General features: G+C 66.8%; 15 protein-coding genes. 2 read left to right on the plus strand and 13 right to left on the minus strand.

Features of this window, described 5'->3' with window-relative positions; translation table 11 throughout:
- Window positions 1-3: 3 nt before the first annotated feature.
- The 13 genes from DDT93_RS23310 to DDT93_RS23370 all read right to left on the minus strand — a co-directional run bounded on the left by DDT93_RS23310 (window position 4) and on the right by DDT93_RS23370 (window position 12001).
- Entirely contained in the window at window positions 4-753 is a 750-nt protein-coding gene (locus tag DDT93_RS23310; protein ID WP_109468321.1) for an SDR family oxidoreductase, read from the minus strand.
- Window positions 750-2246, minus strand: coding sequence for an aldehyde dehydrogenase (locus tag DDT93_RS23315; protein ID WP_109468322.1), 1497 nt, complete (start codon window positions 2244-2246; stop codon window positions 750-752). Before DDT93_RS23315 ends, DDT93_RS23310 begins: the two co-directional genes overlap by 4 nt.
- 7 nt (window positions 2247-2253) lie before the next feature.
- On the minus strand, window positions 2254-3075 hold the full coding sequence (locus tag DDT93_RS23320) for an aspartate dehydrogenase (RefSeq protein ID WP_109468323.1): 822 nt from the start codon (window positions 3073-3075) through the stop codon (window positions 2254-2256).
- 2 nt (window positions 3076-3077) lie between these two features.
- Window positions 3078-4784, minus strand: a complete 1707-nt coding sequence (locus tag DDT93_RS23325; RefSeq protein WP_109468324.1) for a thiamine pyrophosphate-binding protein — start codon at window positions 4782-4784, stop codon at window positions 3078-3080.
- Window positions 4750-5541 (minus strand): SDR family oxidoreductase, encoded by a 792-nt coding sequence (locus tag DDT93_RS23330; protein WP_109468325.1) that lies wholly within the window; start codon window positions 5539-5541, stop codon window positions 4750-4752. Before DDT93_RS23330 ends, DDT93_RS23325 begins: the two co-directional genes overlap by 35 nt.
- Window positions 5542-5544: 3 nt before the next feature.
- Window positions 5545-6477, minus strand: a complete 933-nt coding sequence (locus DDT93_RS23335; RefSeq protein ID WP_198654949.1) for a VOC family protein — start codon at window positions 6475-6477, stop codon at window positions 5545-5547.
- Window positions 6474-7328 (minus strand): alpha/beta fold hydrolase, encoded by an 855-nt coding sequence (locus DDT93_RS23340; protein WP_109468326.1) that lies wholly within the window; start codon window positions 7326-7328, stop codon window positions 6474-6476. Before DDT93_RS23340 ends, DDT93_RS23335 begins: the two co-directional genes overlap by 4 nt.
- A 3-nt stretch (window positions 7329-7331) precedes the next feature.
- Entirely contained in the window at window positions 7332-8123 is a 792-nt protein-coding gene (locus DDT93_RS23345) for an ABC transporter permease (protein ID WP_109468430.1), read from the minus strand.
- Window positions 8124-8203: 80 nt separating this feature from the next.
- A complete protein-coding gene (locus DDT93_RS23350; protein WP_109468327.1) occupies window positions 8204-9196 on the minus strand; it encodes an ABC transporter substrate-binding protein in 993 nt (330 codons plus the stop codon).
- 24 nt (window positions 9197-9220) lie between these two features.
- Complete coding sequence (locus tag DDT93_RS23355; protein WP_109468328.1) at window positions 9221-10000, minus strand: ABC transporter ATP-binding protein; 780 nt, start codon at window positions 9998-10000, stop codon at window positions 9221-9223.
- 31 nt (window positions 10001-10031) lie between these two features.
- Window positions 10032-10667 (minus strand): pentapeptide repeat-containing protein, encoded by a 636-nt coding sequence (locus DDT93_RS23360; protein WP_109468329.1) that lies wholly within the window; start codon window positions 10665-10667, stop codon window positions 10032-10034.
- The gene (locus tag DDT93_RS23365) at window positions 10667-11722 is read right to left on the minus strand and encodes an aromatic ring-hydroxylating oxygenase subunit alpha (protein ID WP_109468330.1); all 1056 of its coding nucleotides are present in this window, start codon (window positions 11720-11722) and stop codon (window positions 10667-10669) included. Before DDT93_RS23365 ends, DDT93_RS23360 begins: the two co-directional genes overlap by 1 nt.
- Before the next feature lie 18 nt (window positions 11723-11740).
- Window positions 11741-12001 carry a recombinase-like helix-turn-helix domain-containing protein gene (locus DDT93_RS23370; protein WP_157960267.1) on the minus strand — a complete coding sequence of 87 codons (261 nt, stop codon included), beginning with the start codon at window positions 11999-12001 and terminating at the stop codon, window positions 11741-11743.
- 135 nt (window positions 12002-12136) lie between these two features.
- On the opposite strand from DDT93_RS23370, the gene DDT93_RS26805 reads away from it, so the two are divergent.
- Together DDT93_RS26805 and DDT93_RS26810 are read left to right on the plus strand one after the other, a co-directional pair.
- Window positions 12137-12469, plus strand: coding sequence for a hypothetical protein (locus DDT93_RS26805; protein ID WP_198654950.1), 333 nt, complete (start codon window positions 12137-12139; stop codon window positions 12467-12469).
- The gene (locus tag DDT93_RS26810) at window positions 12462-12845 is read left to right on the plus strand and encodes a RidA family protein (protein WP_198654951.1); all 384 of its coding nucleotides are present in this window, start codon (window positions 12462-12464) and stop codon (window positions 12843-12845) included. Before DDT93_RS26805 ends, DDT93_RS26810 begins: the two co-directional genes overlap by 8 nt.
- Window positions 12846-12861 lie beyond the last annotated feature (16 nt).

Genomic DNA, 12861 nt, shown 5'->3' on the forward strand with positions numbered 1-12861 from the left:
CCCTCAGTTGAACACGAAGCCGTGGTCGACGGGCAGCGTCTGCCCGGTCAGCGTGATGGCCGCCTCGGTCAGCAGGTAGGCGGCGACGTCGGCGACCTCTTCTGTGCCCTGCGGACCGGGAACGGCGCGCTGCGTCTCGTAGAGCGTGTGGCGCGCCTCGGGCACGTACTCGGTGCTGGGCGTGGTCAGGATGCCCGGTGCGATGGCCGCGACGCCGACCCTGTCGGGCCCGAGCTCGCGGGCGAGGCCCCGGGTCATCGCCATGACGGCCCCCTTGGACGAGATGTAGCTCATCAGGTTCGGCGCGCCCCAGAGTGCGGTGTCGGAGGCGAGGTTGACGATGCGGCCAGAGCCCGAGGCCCGAAGCTGCGGTGCCAACGCGCGGATCAGCAGCCATGTGCCACGCACGTTGACCGTCATCACCTTGTCCCAGCTCTCGATCGGGATCTCCTCGAAGCCGATACCGCCGATGCCGGTGGCGATGGCGCCATTGTTGACGAGGCCGTGCAGCGGCCCCTCGATCGACTTGCCAAAGGCCGCGATGGACTCGGGGTCGCCAAGGTCCATCACCTTCGCTTCGACCTTGCCGCCGATGGCCTCAACGGCCTTCAGTGTCTCCTGCAGGCCCTCTTCCGCGATGTCCGAGATGATCAGCTCGGCCCCGGCCCTTGCACAGGTCAGCGCGATGTTCTTGCCCAGCCCGCCGCCACCGGCCCCGGTGACGACGACGCGGCGTCCTGCAAGCGTGCTCATGCCGGAACTCCTGCCCAGGGATGCGGCTGGCCGGTCAGGTCGCAATAGATGCCCTTCTGCCGCTGCCAGACCCGCAGCCCCTCGCGCCCCTTCTCGCGGCCCATGCCGGAGGCGCCGTCGCCGCCGAAGGGGGTCGAGATCGAGAACTGCTTGTAGGTGTTGATCCAGACGGTGCCCGCCTTGATCGCGCCCGCCACGCACCATGCGCGGGGGAAATCGCGGGTCCAGATACCGCAGGCAAGGCCGTAGTCGTTGTCGTTGCCCTGCGCGATCACGTCCGCCTCGTCGTCGAAGGGAAGGACGACCAGAACGGGGCCGAAGATCTCCTCGCGGCAGGTTTTGGCGGTGTTCGGCAGGCCCGCGATGATCGTCGGTTCAATGTAGGCGCCGTTGGCGTATTGATCGCCCTCGGGACGCTTGCCACCGCAGAGGATCTCGCCGCCCTCTTCGACCGCGCCCTTGATGTAGCCCTCGACCGCGTCGCGGTGCTCGGTATTGATCAGCGGCGCGACCTGGGTGCCCTTGGCAAAGGGATCGCCCACGCGCAGCTTCTTGGTGGCGGCGACAAGCTTCTCGACGAAGGCATCATAGATCGATCGCTGCACGAAGAGGCGCGAACCTGCGATGCAGCTCTGGCCCGAGGAGGAGAAGATCCCGAAGAGGATGCCCGCGACCGCGAGGTCCTGATCGGCATCTTCGAAAACGATGGTCGGAGACTTGCCGCCGAGTTCCAGCGAGATCGGCATCAGTTTGCGCCCTGCCTGTTCGCCCAGACGGCGGCCGGTGTCGGTACCGCCGGTAAAGGCGATGCGGCCGATGTCGGCGTGTTCCACGATCAGGTTGCCCACTTCGCGGCCCGATCCCGGCAGGACCGAGAGCAGACCCTTGGGCAGCCCGGCCTCCTCGCAGATGCGGGCGAGTTCGAGTGAGACCAGCGGCGACCAGCTGGAGGGCTTCAGCACCACGGCATTGCCCGCCGCCAGCGCCGGCGCCAGCTTTTGAGCGTCCGAGGCGATGGGCGAGTTCCAGGGCGTGATCGCCCCCACGACGCCGATGGGCTCGTGCACCGACGCGGTGAGCGAGGTGCCGCGGCGGCTGGTCAGCGTCTCGTCCGAGGTTTCCAGCACGGCGGCGAAATAGCGGAAGGTGCCGACGGCGGAAGCCGCCAGCGCGGCGGTCTCGGTCAGGGTCTTGCCGGTGTCGCGCGACTGGAGGCGCGAGATGCGGTCGATGTTGGCCTCGATCCCGTCGGCGATGCGGTGCAGCAGCTTGGCGCGTTCGTGCGGCAGCATGTTGCGCCACGCGGGATCGGCCTGCGCCGCCTTGGCGCGGGCGATGGCGCGCTCGCCGTCCTCGCGGGAGGCACCGTTGAAGGTGATGTTCGCGGACCCGTCATGGGAAAAGGTCGAGGTGATCGGGGCGCCCTGGCCGTGCTCCCATGTGCCGCCGACGAATATGCGGCCATCGGGAAAGTCGTGAGTGGTGTCTTTCATAGCGTCCTCAGATCGCGACCGGTCCGGCGGCGTTCAGGATATCCCGCGCCACCGAGTAGACGGTCGACAAAGAAGTCTTCGGGTTGTCCGGCGAGGGCTTGCCCTCGAGCCGGATGGTGAAATCGAGCGCGTTGGAGCGCACGGTGTACTCGTGGACGTTGCCCGGTGCCTCGGGGTCGGCGATCATCCGGACGCGCGTGTCCTCGAAACCGGCCCCCGCAAGCGCGATGGTCGCGGCAACGTTGGCGTTCTTGGGATAGTCCGTCGCCGCCTGGCGCGCGCTTCCCTCGTAGAACACCTCGGCCTTGTCGAGCGTGGCAAGGTCCAGCTTGGCCTCGGCCGGGGTGCCGGTCCAGGCAAGCGGGGGCTTGCGGGAGGTATAGGTGACCTCCAGCCCGCCCGAGAGCCGCGCGGCGGCCAGCATGTCGATGCCACCCACGGCGCCGGGGACGATGCGCAGCAGCGCCCCGCCCTCTTTCGCCGCGGCGGTCAGCGCCGCTTCGGTCGCGGCATCGGCGAGTGCCCCGACCGAGACCAGCACGCCGTCGATCCCTGCCCGCAGGCAGGGGATCAGGCTTTCCTTGACAGCCACGTGGGTCGCGACCTCGACGACGAGGTCGGGACCGGAGGCGATAAGCTCCTCGACCGATGCGTGCACGGCGAAGGTGTCGCTGATGGCCCGCCCCTCCGGGGCAAGCTTGTCATGGGCGCGCGCCTCGGCACCGGGGCGGGCGAGCACGTCGAGACGCTCCGCCTTGAACCCCTGTCCCGCGAGGACGCCCAGCAGCGATCCTGCGATGTTTCCGTATCCGATCAGTCCGAGTTTCATGCTTAGTCTGCCTTGCCTGCTGCCCCGGCCGGAGGACCTGCGAATGCCTGCGCGAAGGGGCCGATTTCGGTCATGTCGACTTCAACCATGATCGGTCCGTCACGTTCAATCGCCTTGTCGAGCGTCGCAGCAAACTCGGCCACGTCGGTCACCTTGACGTGCGGCATACCGACCGACTGGCAGAGCACCCCGAAGTCGGGCGTGTTCAGAGCCGAGTAGTGACGGCGACCGCCGTACTGCGCGTCCTGGATGTTCTGGATCACGCCGTAGGCCGCGTCGTTCATCATCACGTAGACCAGCGGGCAGTTCTCCTGCACGGCGGTGATCAGTTCCGCGATGCCAAGCTGTGCGCCACCGTCACCGACGAGGGTGATGGTCTTGCCCTTGGCCCCGGCGAGCGAGGCGCCGACACCCATGGCGATGCCCTGACCGATGCCGCCACCCAGCGCGTGCACGCCGAGGTTGGGCGCCGCGATCTGGACGTAGCGGTTGCCGAAGGTCGAGTTCGAGATGGTCACGTCGCGCACCCAGGGGTGCGCGCCCTTGAACACGCGGTCGAGCAGCACGTCGGCGACCACGTGGTAGGGCCCGAGCCGCTGGCGCAGCGCGCCCTCGGCCAATGCCCGTGCCGTCGAGATCTCGTGGGCCAGGTTCGGGTCGGTGTCGAGCTTGGCCGGCAGACGGTCCAGCAGCCGGCGCAGCGTGTCGGCGGCATCGCCGTGCACGAAAAGCTCCACCGGGTAGTTGCGTCCACCCTGGCTGGCCTCGGCGTCGATCTGGCAGAGCGGCGGCAGGGCCATGTTGTTGTCCTTGGTCTCGTTGCCGCGCAGGCGCGAGCCGACGACGACCATCAGGTCGCAGCTCTGGTACAGCTGCTCGGCCTGCGGGGTCATGTTGAAGGCCCCGAGCGTCGCCTTGTGATCCTCGGCCACCACGGCGCGGCCGTTGGTGGAGGTCACGGCGCCGAAGCCGCGCTCGACCAGTTCGGTCGCCTCGGTGCAGGCACCGCGGGCACCGCCGCCCAGCCAGATCAGCGGGCGCTTGGCCGCGAGCACACGCTCGGCCAGAGCGTCGATCGCTGCGTCCGAGGCGATGGGCCGGGTCAGTGCCGGGGCACCGATGGTCATGGTGCCCGAGATCGCGCTGCGCTGGATATCGACCGGAATCTCGAGGCTGACCGGACCGCTCGGCGCGGACTGCGCGGCCGAGACGGCGGCCTGCAGCACACCCATCGCGGCATGTGCGTCCCAGATGCGGAAGACCTGCTTGGACATGCCCTGCAGCATCTCGCGCTGTTTCGGCACGTCGTGGATCGGCGCGCGGTCGCGGTCGGCGAACTTGAGATCCACCTGGCTGGTGATGTGCAGCAGCGGGGTCCCCGCCGTCAGCGCCTCGACCTGCCCACCGGCAGCGTTGCCCGCCGCGGTGCCGGTCGAAGTCATCACCACGCCCAGTTCACCCGACACGCGGGCATAGGCGTCGGCCATGTTCATGGCCCCGGCCTCGCCCCGGGCCGGGACAAAGCGGATGCGGCCCTGCTCGGCGATGGCGTCGAGAATGGGCATGTTGTGGATCGAGATCACACCGAAGATGGTCTTCACCCCGAGATCGGCCAGAGCGCGGGCGATCTGGTCGCCGACGTATTCCGGACGGGGGGAATTCACCTCGGTGGGTTCAAATGAATCGGGATATGCCGCCAGAGATTTCAACTTGCGCTCCTGTGATGAAGGACGCGGCCGGCGAGGCCAGATACGCGAGCAGTCGCGCAGCCTCTTCCGGTTGACCCAGACGTCCCATTGGAATGTTCTTTGTTCTTGCGAGATTTGCGTACCAGTCGTCCCGCGACTGGCTCTTGTCTTCACGGGCCTCGAAGCGGCGCTGCCACTGGTTACTGTCGATCAGGCCGACGAGGATCGAGTTCACGCGGATGGCCGGCGCGAGTTCGCGGGCCAGCGATTTCAGAAGGTTCTGCACCCCGGCGCGGGCCGAGGAGGTGCAGACCATGTGCGGTTCGGGCTGCAGCGCCAACAGCGAGTTGGTGGCGACGATGGCCCCTTCCCCGCTGGCGGCCAGCATGTCCTGAAACGCGCGGATGGGGCGGATCTGGCTGAAGTACTTCAGCTCCAGTTCCTCGCGCCATGCGTCGTCCGTGGTCTCCGCGAAGGTAGAGACACGCCCCTGCCCCGCGTTGTTCACCAGCGCCACCGCGCCGCCGAACCGGTCCTTCACCGCTGCGGCAAAGGCGGTCATGTCGCCCTCGTCCAGCACGTTGACCGGTTGCGCCAGAACACGGTCGGCACCGAAGGTCGCGGCGAACTCCGCCGCCACCTTCTCCAGCCGCTCCGCACCGCGGGCGCAGATCGCCACCCGGGCGCCTTCCTCCAGCAGCAGCCGCGCCGTGGCGAGGCCGATGCCCGAGGAGCCGCCGGTGACGACCACCGGTTTATCTGTCAGTCCAAGGTCCATGGATCACTCGGCATTGGAGGGCGGGAAGCCCGGATCGGGACGTCCCATCATGACGGCGCGCTGTGCCGGGGTCGGCGGGCCTGCGGTCATCCACTGGTCCATCTTCTCGGGCACGTCGCGCGGCCAGACCTGCGCCTCGTGGGTCATCTCGTCGATCTGCTGCACCTCGGAGGTGAACTCGATGACGAAGCCCGAAGGCGACACGAAGTAGGCGAAGGGGTTGTCGCCGGGGCCGTGACGGCCCGGGCCCCAGGACGGTACCTGACCCTTCTGCTTCATCCGGCCGATGCCGCGCATGAAGTCGTTGAGCGAGGCCATCTCGAAGGCGATGTGGTTGACGCTGGCATAGGGCGCGCGGACCAGTGCGATGCAGTGGTGATCCACCGTCTCCATATCCTGTGCCGACCGCAGAAAGACCATCTGGTCCGCCGAGTAGTCGGACACGCGGAAGCCGAGGACGTCGCAGTACCAGGCTTCGGTCGCCTCCATGTCGGGGGTGTTCAGTACGCAGTGCGTGACCTTGCGGGGATAGGCGAACTTGGCTTCCGGCTCGCGCATCGCCAGATCGGTGGTGAACCGCAGGCGGCGGAAATCCGGGTCCAGCATCTCGAACCCGTAGCCGCCGATGGCATCCGCGAATTCGGCAGGCGCGCCCAGCACGGTCTGGCCCTTGGCCACCACCTGCGCATGCAACGCGTCGATCGAGGCGCGGTCGGGCATGCCGAGGTGAATGTACTCGATGCCGTAGCTCGCGCCATCCTTCAGGGCGTAGATGAACGGCTCCTTGCCGGTTCCGGCAAGGTAGACGACACCCTCTTCTTCCTTGGCGATCTCAAGGCCCCAGTCGTTGACGTAGAAGTTCTTGGTTGCCGTCATCCCCGGCGCGCGCATCACGATGCCGCGCAGATGACCTACCCGAACCATGTCGGTGCTCATGCTAGGGTCTCCTTCTTGTTGTGGGGGCGCGGAACCGCCGACGTGCCGTTCAGGCAGGCCAGCAGGGCCGCGGAAAACTCGGCCGGAGTCTCGACATGCAGGGCATGTCCGGTCTCCGGCACTTCGATGATGTCCAGTCCGCCGAGCGCCTCGGCGGCGCGTTCGCTCTGGGTGCGCGGGGTGACCACGTCGCCGGTGCCCCAGACGATGTGCACGGGGACCGTGACCGCGCGCAGGCTGTCGGCCAGCCGACCGGAGGCCAGCATCCGCACCGCCTGCCCGTAGCCGGGCATGGTGACGGCGGCCATCGCGTCGGTGACCCGCGCGAGCGCCTCGGGCCGGGCCTCGGGCTGCGCCACGAGGCGCGGCGCCCGCTTCTCGGCAAAGGCGCGGGCCCCGAGGGTGTCCAGTTCCGCCAGCCGGGCGGCGGTCGCCTCCGACAGGGGGCTACCCGGCGCAACGCCGTGGCCCGCCGCACAGGCGCCCAGCAGCACGGTGTCGACCCGGCCGGGATGATCGGCGGCAAAGCGCGCCGCCATCAGGGTGCCCAGCGAATGGCCCAGCAGCGTGACCCGCTCAAGGCCGAGGGCGTCAAGGAAACCCAGCAGCGCCGCCGCGTAGTCGGCCTCGACCGGCCAGTCCTTGGCCAGCGGCGCAGAGGCGCCGTATCCCGGTGCGTTCCATGCGATCACGTCCCAGTCCGCCGGCAGGTGGCCCAGCATCGGAAGGAAGCTCCCGGCATTGGACCCGATGCCATGCAGGCAGACCAGGCAGCGCCCGGAGCCTTCCCGACGCCAGTACGAGATACCGGCGGCGGTGGCGTGGGTGACGGAAGGAACGGAACCGGTCATGGCTCAGTGGTCCTGGCGTTCGAGGTAGTGCAGCACACGCTTCTCGACCGCCGCGACGGCGAAGTAGAGCGCGATGCCGATCACGGTCAGCAGGATGATGGCGTTGAACACCATCGCGGTGTTGGCCTGACCCTCGCCGTAGCTGATCAGGAAGCCGAGGCCGGTGTTGCCGCCCACCAGTTCACCCACGGTCACACCGATCACGGCGAGCGTGGCGCCGATGCGCAGACCGGCAAACAGGTTCGGCAGCGAGGACGGGACCTCGATCTTGCGGAAGATGGTCAGGCGGTTCATCGAGTAGACCCGCGCGAGGTTGATCAGGTCACGGTCCACCGTCTTCATCGACTGCAGCACGTTGACGAGGATCGGGAAGAAGACGACCAGCACGGTCACCAGCAGCTTCGGGATCGAGTTGTAGCCGAACCACATGATGAACAGCGGGGCAAAGGCCACCTTGGGCGCGATCTGAAGCGCAAGGATATAAGGCGACAGAACCCGTTCCCACAGGCGCGACAGGCCCAGCAGGTACCCCGATGCCGCGCCGAGCAGACCGCCGAGGCCGAACCCGACCAGCGCCGAGATCAGCGTGGACATGAAGTGCTTGAGAAGGGCCTCGCGCTGCAGCATGTTCCCGAATTCCTCGATGCAGTTGCTGAGGGTCGGGATGATGTAGCGCGGCACATCCAGCAGCGGCGGCAGGAACTCCCAGGCCGCCAGGAAGACGACACCGACACCTATCATGGCGGCCAGTTCGATACCGGAACCGGAAATGCCCTTGCGCGTCGGTTTGCTCATCTTTTTTGCCTTCGGGTGGGGGGCACCGGAGGAAACCTCCGGTGCGCCGTCGTTGAGGGATGCGGTGGTGTCAGCCATGTTCACTCCGTGGGTGCGGCGAACTGGTTGTCGAAGTAGTCCTCGACCGGCAGGGTCTCGGTGACGATTTCGTTCTTCTTGTAGAACTCTGCCACCGCGGCCATGCGCTCGGGATCGATCATGCCCAGTTTCGTCATGTCATCGGTCGCGTAGACCAGGTTGGTGTAGCGCTTCATGATGTCTTCCAGCATCGCGGCCTTGCCTTCGAACTGGGGGATGTTCTCGGCCAGCAGCTTGGACGATCCCGCCGGGTCCTCCATCACGTCGCGCATGCCCTTCAGGGTCGCCTGCACAAAGGCCTTCACGACCTCGGGACGTTCCGCGATCATCTTGTCGGAGGCGAGGATCGCCTGCGCCATCGCCGGGAACAGGTCGTTGATCGGAACGATGGTCAGCTCGATGCCTGCGCCCTCGATCGCGGCGGCCCAGTCCGGTGTGCCCGAGATCGCGTCCAGATCACCCGAGATCATCAGCTGGACCATACCGGCGGGGCCGACGGCCTGGATGTTGGCGTCGTTCTTGGTCATCCCCTGCGAGGCCAGCGCGGCGAGCAGGTTGTAATAGGTGGTGTCCTGGAAGGCCATCACGCCGATGTCCTTGCCCTTCAGCCCGGCCACGTCGGTCGCGCCGCTGTCCTTGCGGATGACCATCTGGGTCAGGGCCTTGCCGCCCAGAACCGCCACGGCTTTCACGTCCAGCCCGTTCGGGCGGATGATGATCGGGGTGTCGCCGATGCCGCCGCCGAGGTCCGAGTTGCCTGCCGCGACCTGCTTCGCCACGTCGGCGCCGCCCTTGCCGATGGCCCAGCTCACGTCGAGCCCGGCGTCTTCATAGTAGCCCTTCACGCGGGCCACCTGGAACGGGGTGAAAGCCGGCAGGAAGTCGGGCGCCGGGAACAGGTAGCTCACCTTTTCCTGGGCATGGGACACGGCCGGCAGGGTCGCCAGCGCCGTCGCGACAGCGAAAGTTGCCGCTTTCACAAAACCAAAACGCATTGTCTTCTCCTTGTTGGTCGGCTCTCAGGCCGCTTGGTTTTCTAGGTGCAGGGTGTCGAACAGACGCTTCACGTAGACCCCTGCCTGGGGCTCGAGCGAGCGCGCCAGCGGGTCCTGCCGATTGCCGAGTTCGATGGGGAACTCGTCGACGACGGTGCCGGGACGGCCCGACATCACGACGACGCGGTCAGCCATGATCACCGCCTCGTTGAGGTCGTGGGTGATCAGCACGCAGGTCACGCCGGACTCGGCGATGGTCCGGGCGAAATGGCGTTGCAGCACCAGCTTGGTCTGCGCGTCCAGCGCCGAGAAGGGTTCGTCCAGCAGGATGATGTCGGGCTGGATGACCAGCGTCCGGGCCAGGGCCGCGCGCTGGCGCATACCGCCGGAAAGCTGGTGCGGGTACTTGTCGGCGAACTCGGCCAGCTTCATGCGCGCCAGTTCCTCCATCGCGCGCTCGCGCCGCTCTGCCCGGGTCATCTTCTTCTCTTCGAGCCCGAACTCGACGTTCTTGACGATGGTGCGCCAGGGCAGCAGCAGGTCCTTCTGCAGCATGAAGCCCACTTCGGGGCGGGTGCCGGTGACCACTTCGCCGTCGATCAGGACCTCGCCGTGGGTCGCGCCGTAGAGGCCCGAAACCATGTTGAGGATCGTCGACTTGCCACAGCCGGAGGGGCCGACGACGGCCACCAGTTCGCCCGCCTTGACCGAGAAGCTCATGTTCTCGACCGCGGTGATCGCATGGCCCGAGTTCTGGTCGGGGAAGATCTTCGTGATGTTCCGGAGTTCCAGGCTGGAGGTCATGATCTTTTCCTGTCGTTTCAGCAGATTGGTGTCAGTTCCAGAGATAGCCGTAGAGACGGATCTGGGGCGTCAGCCGCGCCAGTGTCGTGGTGCCGGCGTCGTCGAACCTGACATGCCGGAGCCACGTGCGGCCGTGAATTTCCATGCCGGTCGCGGTCACCCGCGACTTGAAGCGCGCCCCGTCGGCCCAGAGGCCGCCCAGCGCGTCGGTCTGTTCGAGGCTGACCGGCCCGGCAAAGCGGGCGGCCGCGCAGGAGAGCGAGCCGAGCACCTGGAGGTTGTCCAGGAAGGCGGTGCCGTTGATCTCGGCGCGGTCCAGCACCAGCGCCCCCCAGAACTCGGACTTGGAGAGCGCGAGGTTCCCCGCGACCGACGATCCGTCGAGCCGCAGGTCGGTACCGAAGCGCGCGCCGATGGCCGAGACGCGCGACTGGAAGGTGCAGTTGCGGAACCAGCTGATGCCCTGCGTCACGCAGCCGTCCAGCAGCACCGGCCCTTCGAACAGCGTGCCCGACAGGTCGAAACCGCAGAGCTCCCGCTCGCGCAGGTCCAGCGCACCGGTCACCCGGCGCCCCCGGAGATCGACCGCGGCCTTCGCCTCGAACGGCCGGGACACGGCGTCGAGCACCGCCTCCGGAGCGATCGGGATGAGGGCCGCGTCCATCATCAGGCCGACTGCTTGCCCGCAGCATCCTGCGCGTCGAGAGCCTTGAAGTGCTCCTTGGCGCGGCGCACCAGCATCTGACGCAGGCGCGAAACGCCGATGTCGTGCTGGTAGAGCATCTCGCGGCGGCGCGCGTCGTCGGGGATCGACTCGAGCATGGTGCGGTCCTGCTCCAGCACGTGCCAGTGCCGGTCTTCGAGGAACGCGCGGTAGAGGAAGCGCCAGCTCTCGGCCGAGACCCCCTGCACATTGCGGCAGCGCCAGAAGAAGCTGTGGTGGGTGTGTTCGTCGATCGGCGTCGCGAAACCGACGATGCGGAAGGGGCCGCCGGGGCCCGCGCCGTCCGGGTAGGGAATGTCGAGGCGGAAGTACATCATGCCTTCCTCCATCACCACTTCGGTATAGTCGAAGTTGACGCCCTGCTGCGACACGCGCTCGATCTGGAAGCCGTGCTCGCGCTTCTCCAGCTTCATGGTGTCCTGCTTGGAGCCATAGGCCAGCGTGAAGCTGCTGGCATGCAGGTAGGAGGCGTGCATCGGGTCGGCCGCGTTGTCGAGGCTGAAGCGATAGCTGCAATCCCAGTTGGTCATGCAGGGGAAGACCTGCCATTCGTCCGAGGTCAACTCGACCGGCGGTACGAACGCGGGCGCTTCGGGACGATCGGCGGACGGCATGTAGAGGAACACCGCCCCACCCGCCTCGGCGCATTCGTAGGATGTCAGCGCCTTGCGGCCCTCCAGCGCGCAGTCGGGCATCGCGGGCACGCGGACAACGGTGCCGGTGCCGTCCACGGTCACACCGTGGTACCAGCAGGCGATATTGCCGTCCTGCACGTTGCCCAGCGACAGCTTGGCGCCGCGGTGCGGGCAGAAATCCTCGACGCAGCGGACCTTGCCGGCGCCATCTCGCCACATGACGAGGTTCTCGCCCATGATCTTGCGGGCCAGGGGCTTGCCGGTTTTCAGCTGGACCGAGGTTGCCACCGGGGTCCAGAAACCGCGCACGCCGCGGCTGATGTAATCGTCGACGCGGTCACGGACGTTTTCACTCGCTTGCATGTCAGGCTCCTTCGCTGATCAGGCCCCGATGCCGTGTTCGGCATGGGCTGCGTCGTGCGACGCGTTGATGGCTTTGAGTTCGGCTTCGAGCACGTCCAGCGACCAGGCGCCGCTCTCTCCCGAGGGACGGGGCGTGCCGCGCTCGTTCAGCTTGTCGGCAACCTTCGCAAAGTCGTGCTCGCCCGTCTCGTAGATGCGCTCCAGCGCGTTGGCGAAGGCCAGTTCGCCCTCCGTCAGCTCGCGCCCCCGGGACTGGTTCTTCAACGCTGGGTCTTGCATCCCTAGCACTCCCTTTCTTGCGATTTGTTCAAATGTGAACGTATAGTTCTTATTTGCAATCATGCCGATTCGCGGTACTCTGATCAAGACAAATCGATGACACGGCCTGAAAACGCCTGAAAAATAGGAGCCGAAATGAGCGAGACGGTGATGCTGACCGTGTTCCTGAAGCACGACCAGTCCAAGAATTTGGAACAGATTCAGGCTCATCTTGGCGAGCAGGAGTGGTGGAAGGGGTTTCCGCCCGAAGGTGCTGAAATTTTAAGCTGGAACGTGGTGATGGGCATCGGCCAGGTCGTCACCCTGCGCATGCCGCCCGAGATCCTGCCCAAGGTAAACGTGGAACTGGAGCGCCGCGCCTGGGGCGTTTTCTCGACCGAGTTCTTCCCGACCTACGACTTCGTTCCGGTCCGCGAACGGCTGGCGCGGGAATGGGAAGAAAAGAAGAAGGACAAGTCAGGTGAGTGAGCCCGTCGCGATAACTTCGGCAGAGGTTCCCGGCCCGGTGCCGGGCCTCTTCTCGAACGCGGTGGTCTGCGATGGCATCGTCTATGTCTCGGGCCAGCACGCCGGCGGCCCCGACGGACCGGCCAGCGACAGCATGTACGAGCAGGCGCGCGAAGCCCTGCGCCGCGTGGTCGCCCTGGTCGAGGCCGCGGGCGGCCGCAGGGACCGCATCGTCAAGATCACGGTCCTGGTCACCGACATGTCCCGCAAGGACGAGGTCGGCCGGGCACGCCGCGAGACATTTACAGGCACGGTTCCGGCCGCCACGATGATGGAGGTCTCTGCCTTCATCGATCCGAGGCTGCTGGTGGAAATCGAAGCGGTCGCGCACCTCTGACGCCGCCGACAGGACA

Origin of the sequence: Albibacillus kandeliae, assembly GCF_003116585.1 — a bacterium.
Taxonomy (GTDB): Bacteria; Pseudomonadota; Alphaproteobacteria; order Rhodobacterales; family Rhodobacteraceae; genus Albibacillus; species Albibacillus kandeliae.

What these genes read in the sequence shown, in the direction of transcription:
- DDT93_RS23310 (WP_109468321.1), bottom strand. Translation starts at nt 753, where the DNA reads ATGAGCACGCTTGCAGGACGCCGCGTCGTCGTCACCGGGGCCGGTGGC.
- DDT93_RS23315 (WP_109468322.1), bottom strand. Translation starts at nt 2,246, where the DNA reads ATGAAAGACACCACTCACGACTTTCCCGATGGCCGCATATTCGTCGGC.
- DDT93_RS23320 (WP_109468323.1), bottom strand. Translation starts at nt 3,075, where the DNA reads ATGAAACTCGGACTGATCGGATACGGAAACATCGCAGGATCGCTGCTG.
- DDT93_RS23330 (WP_109468325.1), bottom strand. Translation starts at nt 5,541, where the DNA reads ATGGACCTTGGACTGACAGATAAACCGGTGGTCGTCACCGGCGGCTCC.
- DDT93_RS23335 (WP_198654949.1), bottom strand. Translation starts at nt 6,477, where the DNA reads ATGAGCACCGACATGGTTCGGGTAGGTCATCTGCGCGGCATCGTGATG.
- DDT93_RS23340 (WP_109468326.1), bottom strand. Translation starts at nt 7,328, where the DNA reads ATGACCGGTTCCGTTCCTTCCGTCACCCACGCCACCGCCGCCGGTATC.
- DDT93_RS23345 (WP_109468430.1), bottom strand. Translation starts at nt 8,123, where the DNA reads ATGAGCAAACCGACGCGCAAGGGCATTTCCGGTTCCGGTATCGAACTG.
- DDT93_RS23350 (WP_109468327.1), bottom strand. Translation starts at nt 9,196, where the DNA reads ATGCGTTTTGGTTTTGTGAAAGCGGCAACTTTCGCTGTCGCGACGGCG.
- DDT93_RS23355 (WP_109468328.1), bottom strand. Translation starts at nt 10,000, where the DNA reads ATGACCTCCAGCCTGGAACTCCGGAACATCACGAAGATCTTCCCCGAC.
- DDT93_RS23360 (WP_109468329.1), bottom strand. Translation starts at nt 10,667, where the DNA reads ATGATGGACGCGGCCCTCATCCCGATCGCTCCGGAGGCGGTGCTCGAC.
- DDT93_RS23365 (WP_109468330.1), bottom strand. Translation starts at nt 11,722, where the DNA reads ATGCAAGCGAGTGAAAACGTCCGTGACCGCGTCGACGATTACATCAGC.
- DDT93_RS23370 (WP_157960267.1), bottom strand. Translation starts at nt 12,001, where the DNA reads ATGCAAGACCCAGCGTTGAAGAACCAGTCCCGGGGGCGCGAGCTGACG.
- DDT93_RS26805 (WP_198654950.1), top strand. Translation starts at nt 12,137, where the DNA reads ATGAGCGAGACGGTGATGCTGACCGTGTTCCTGAAGCACGACCAGTCC.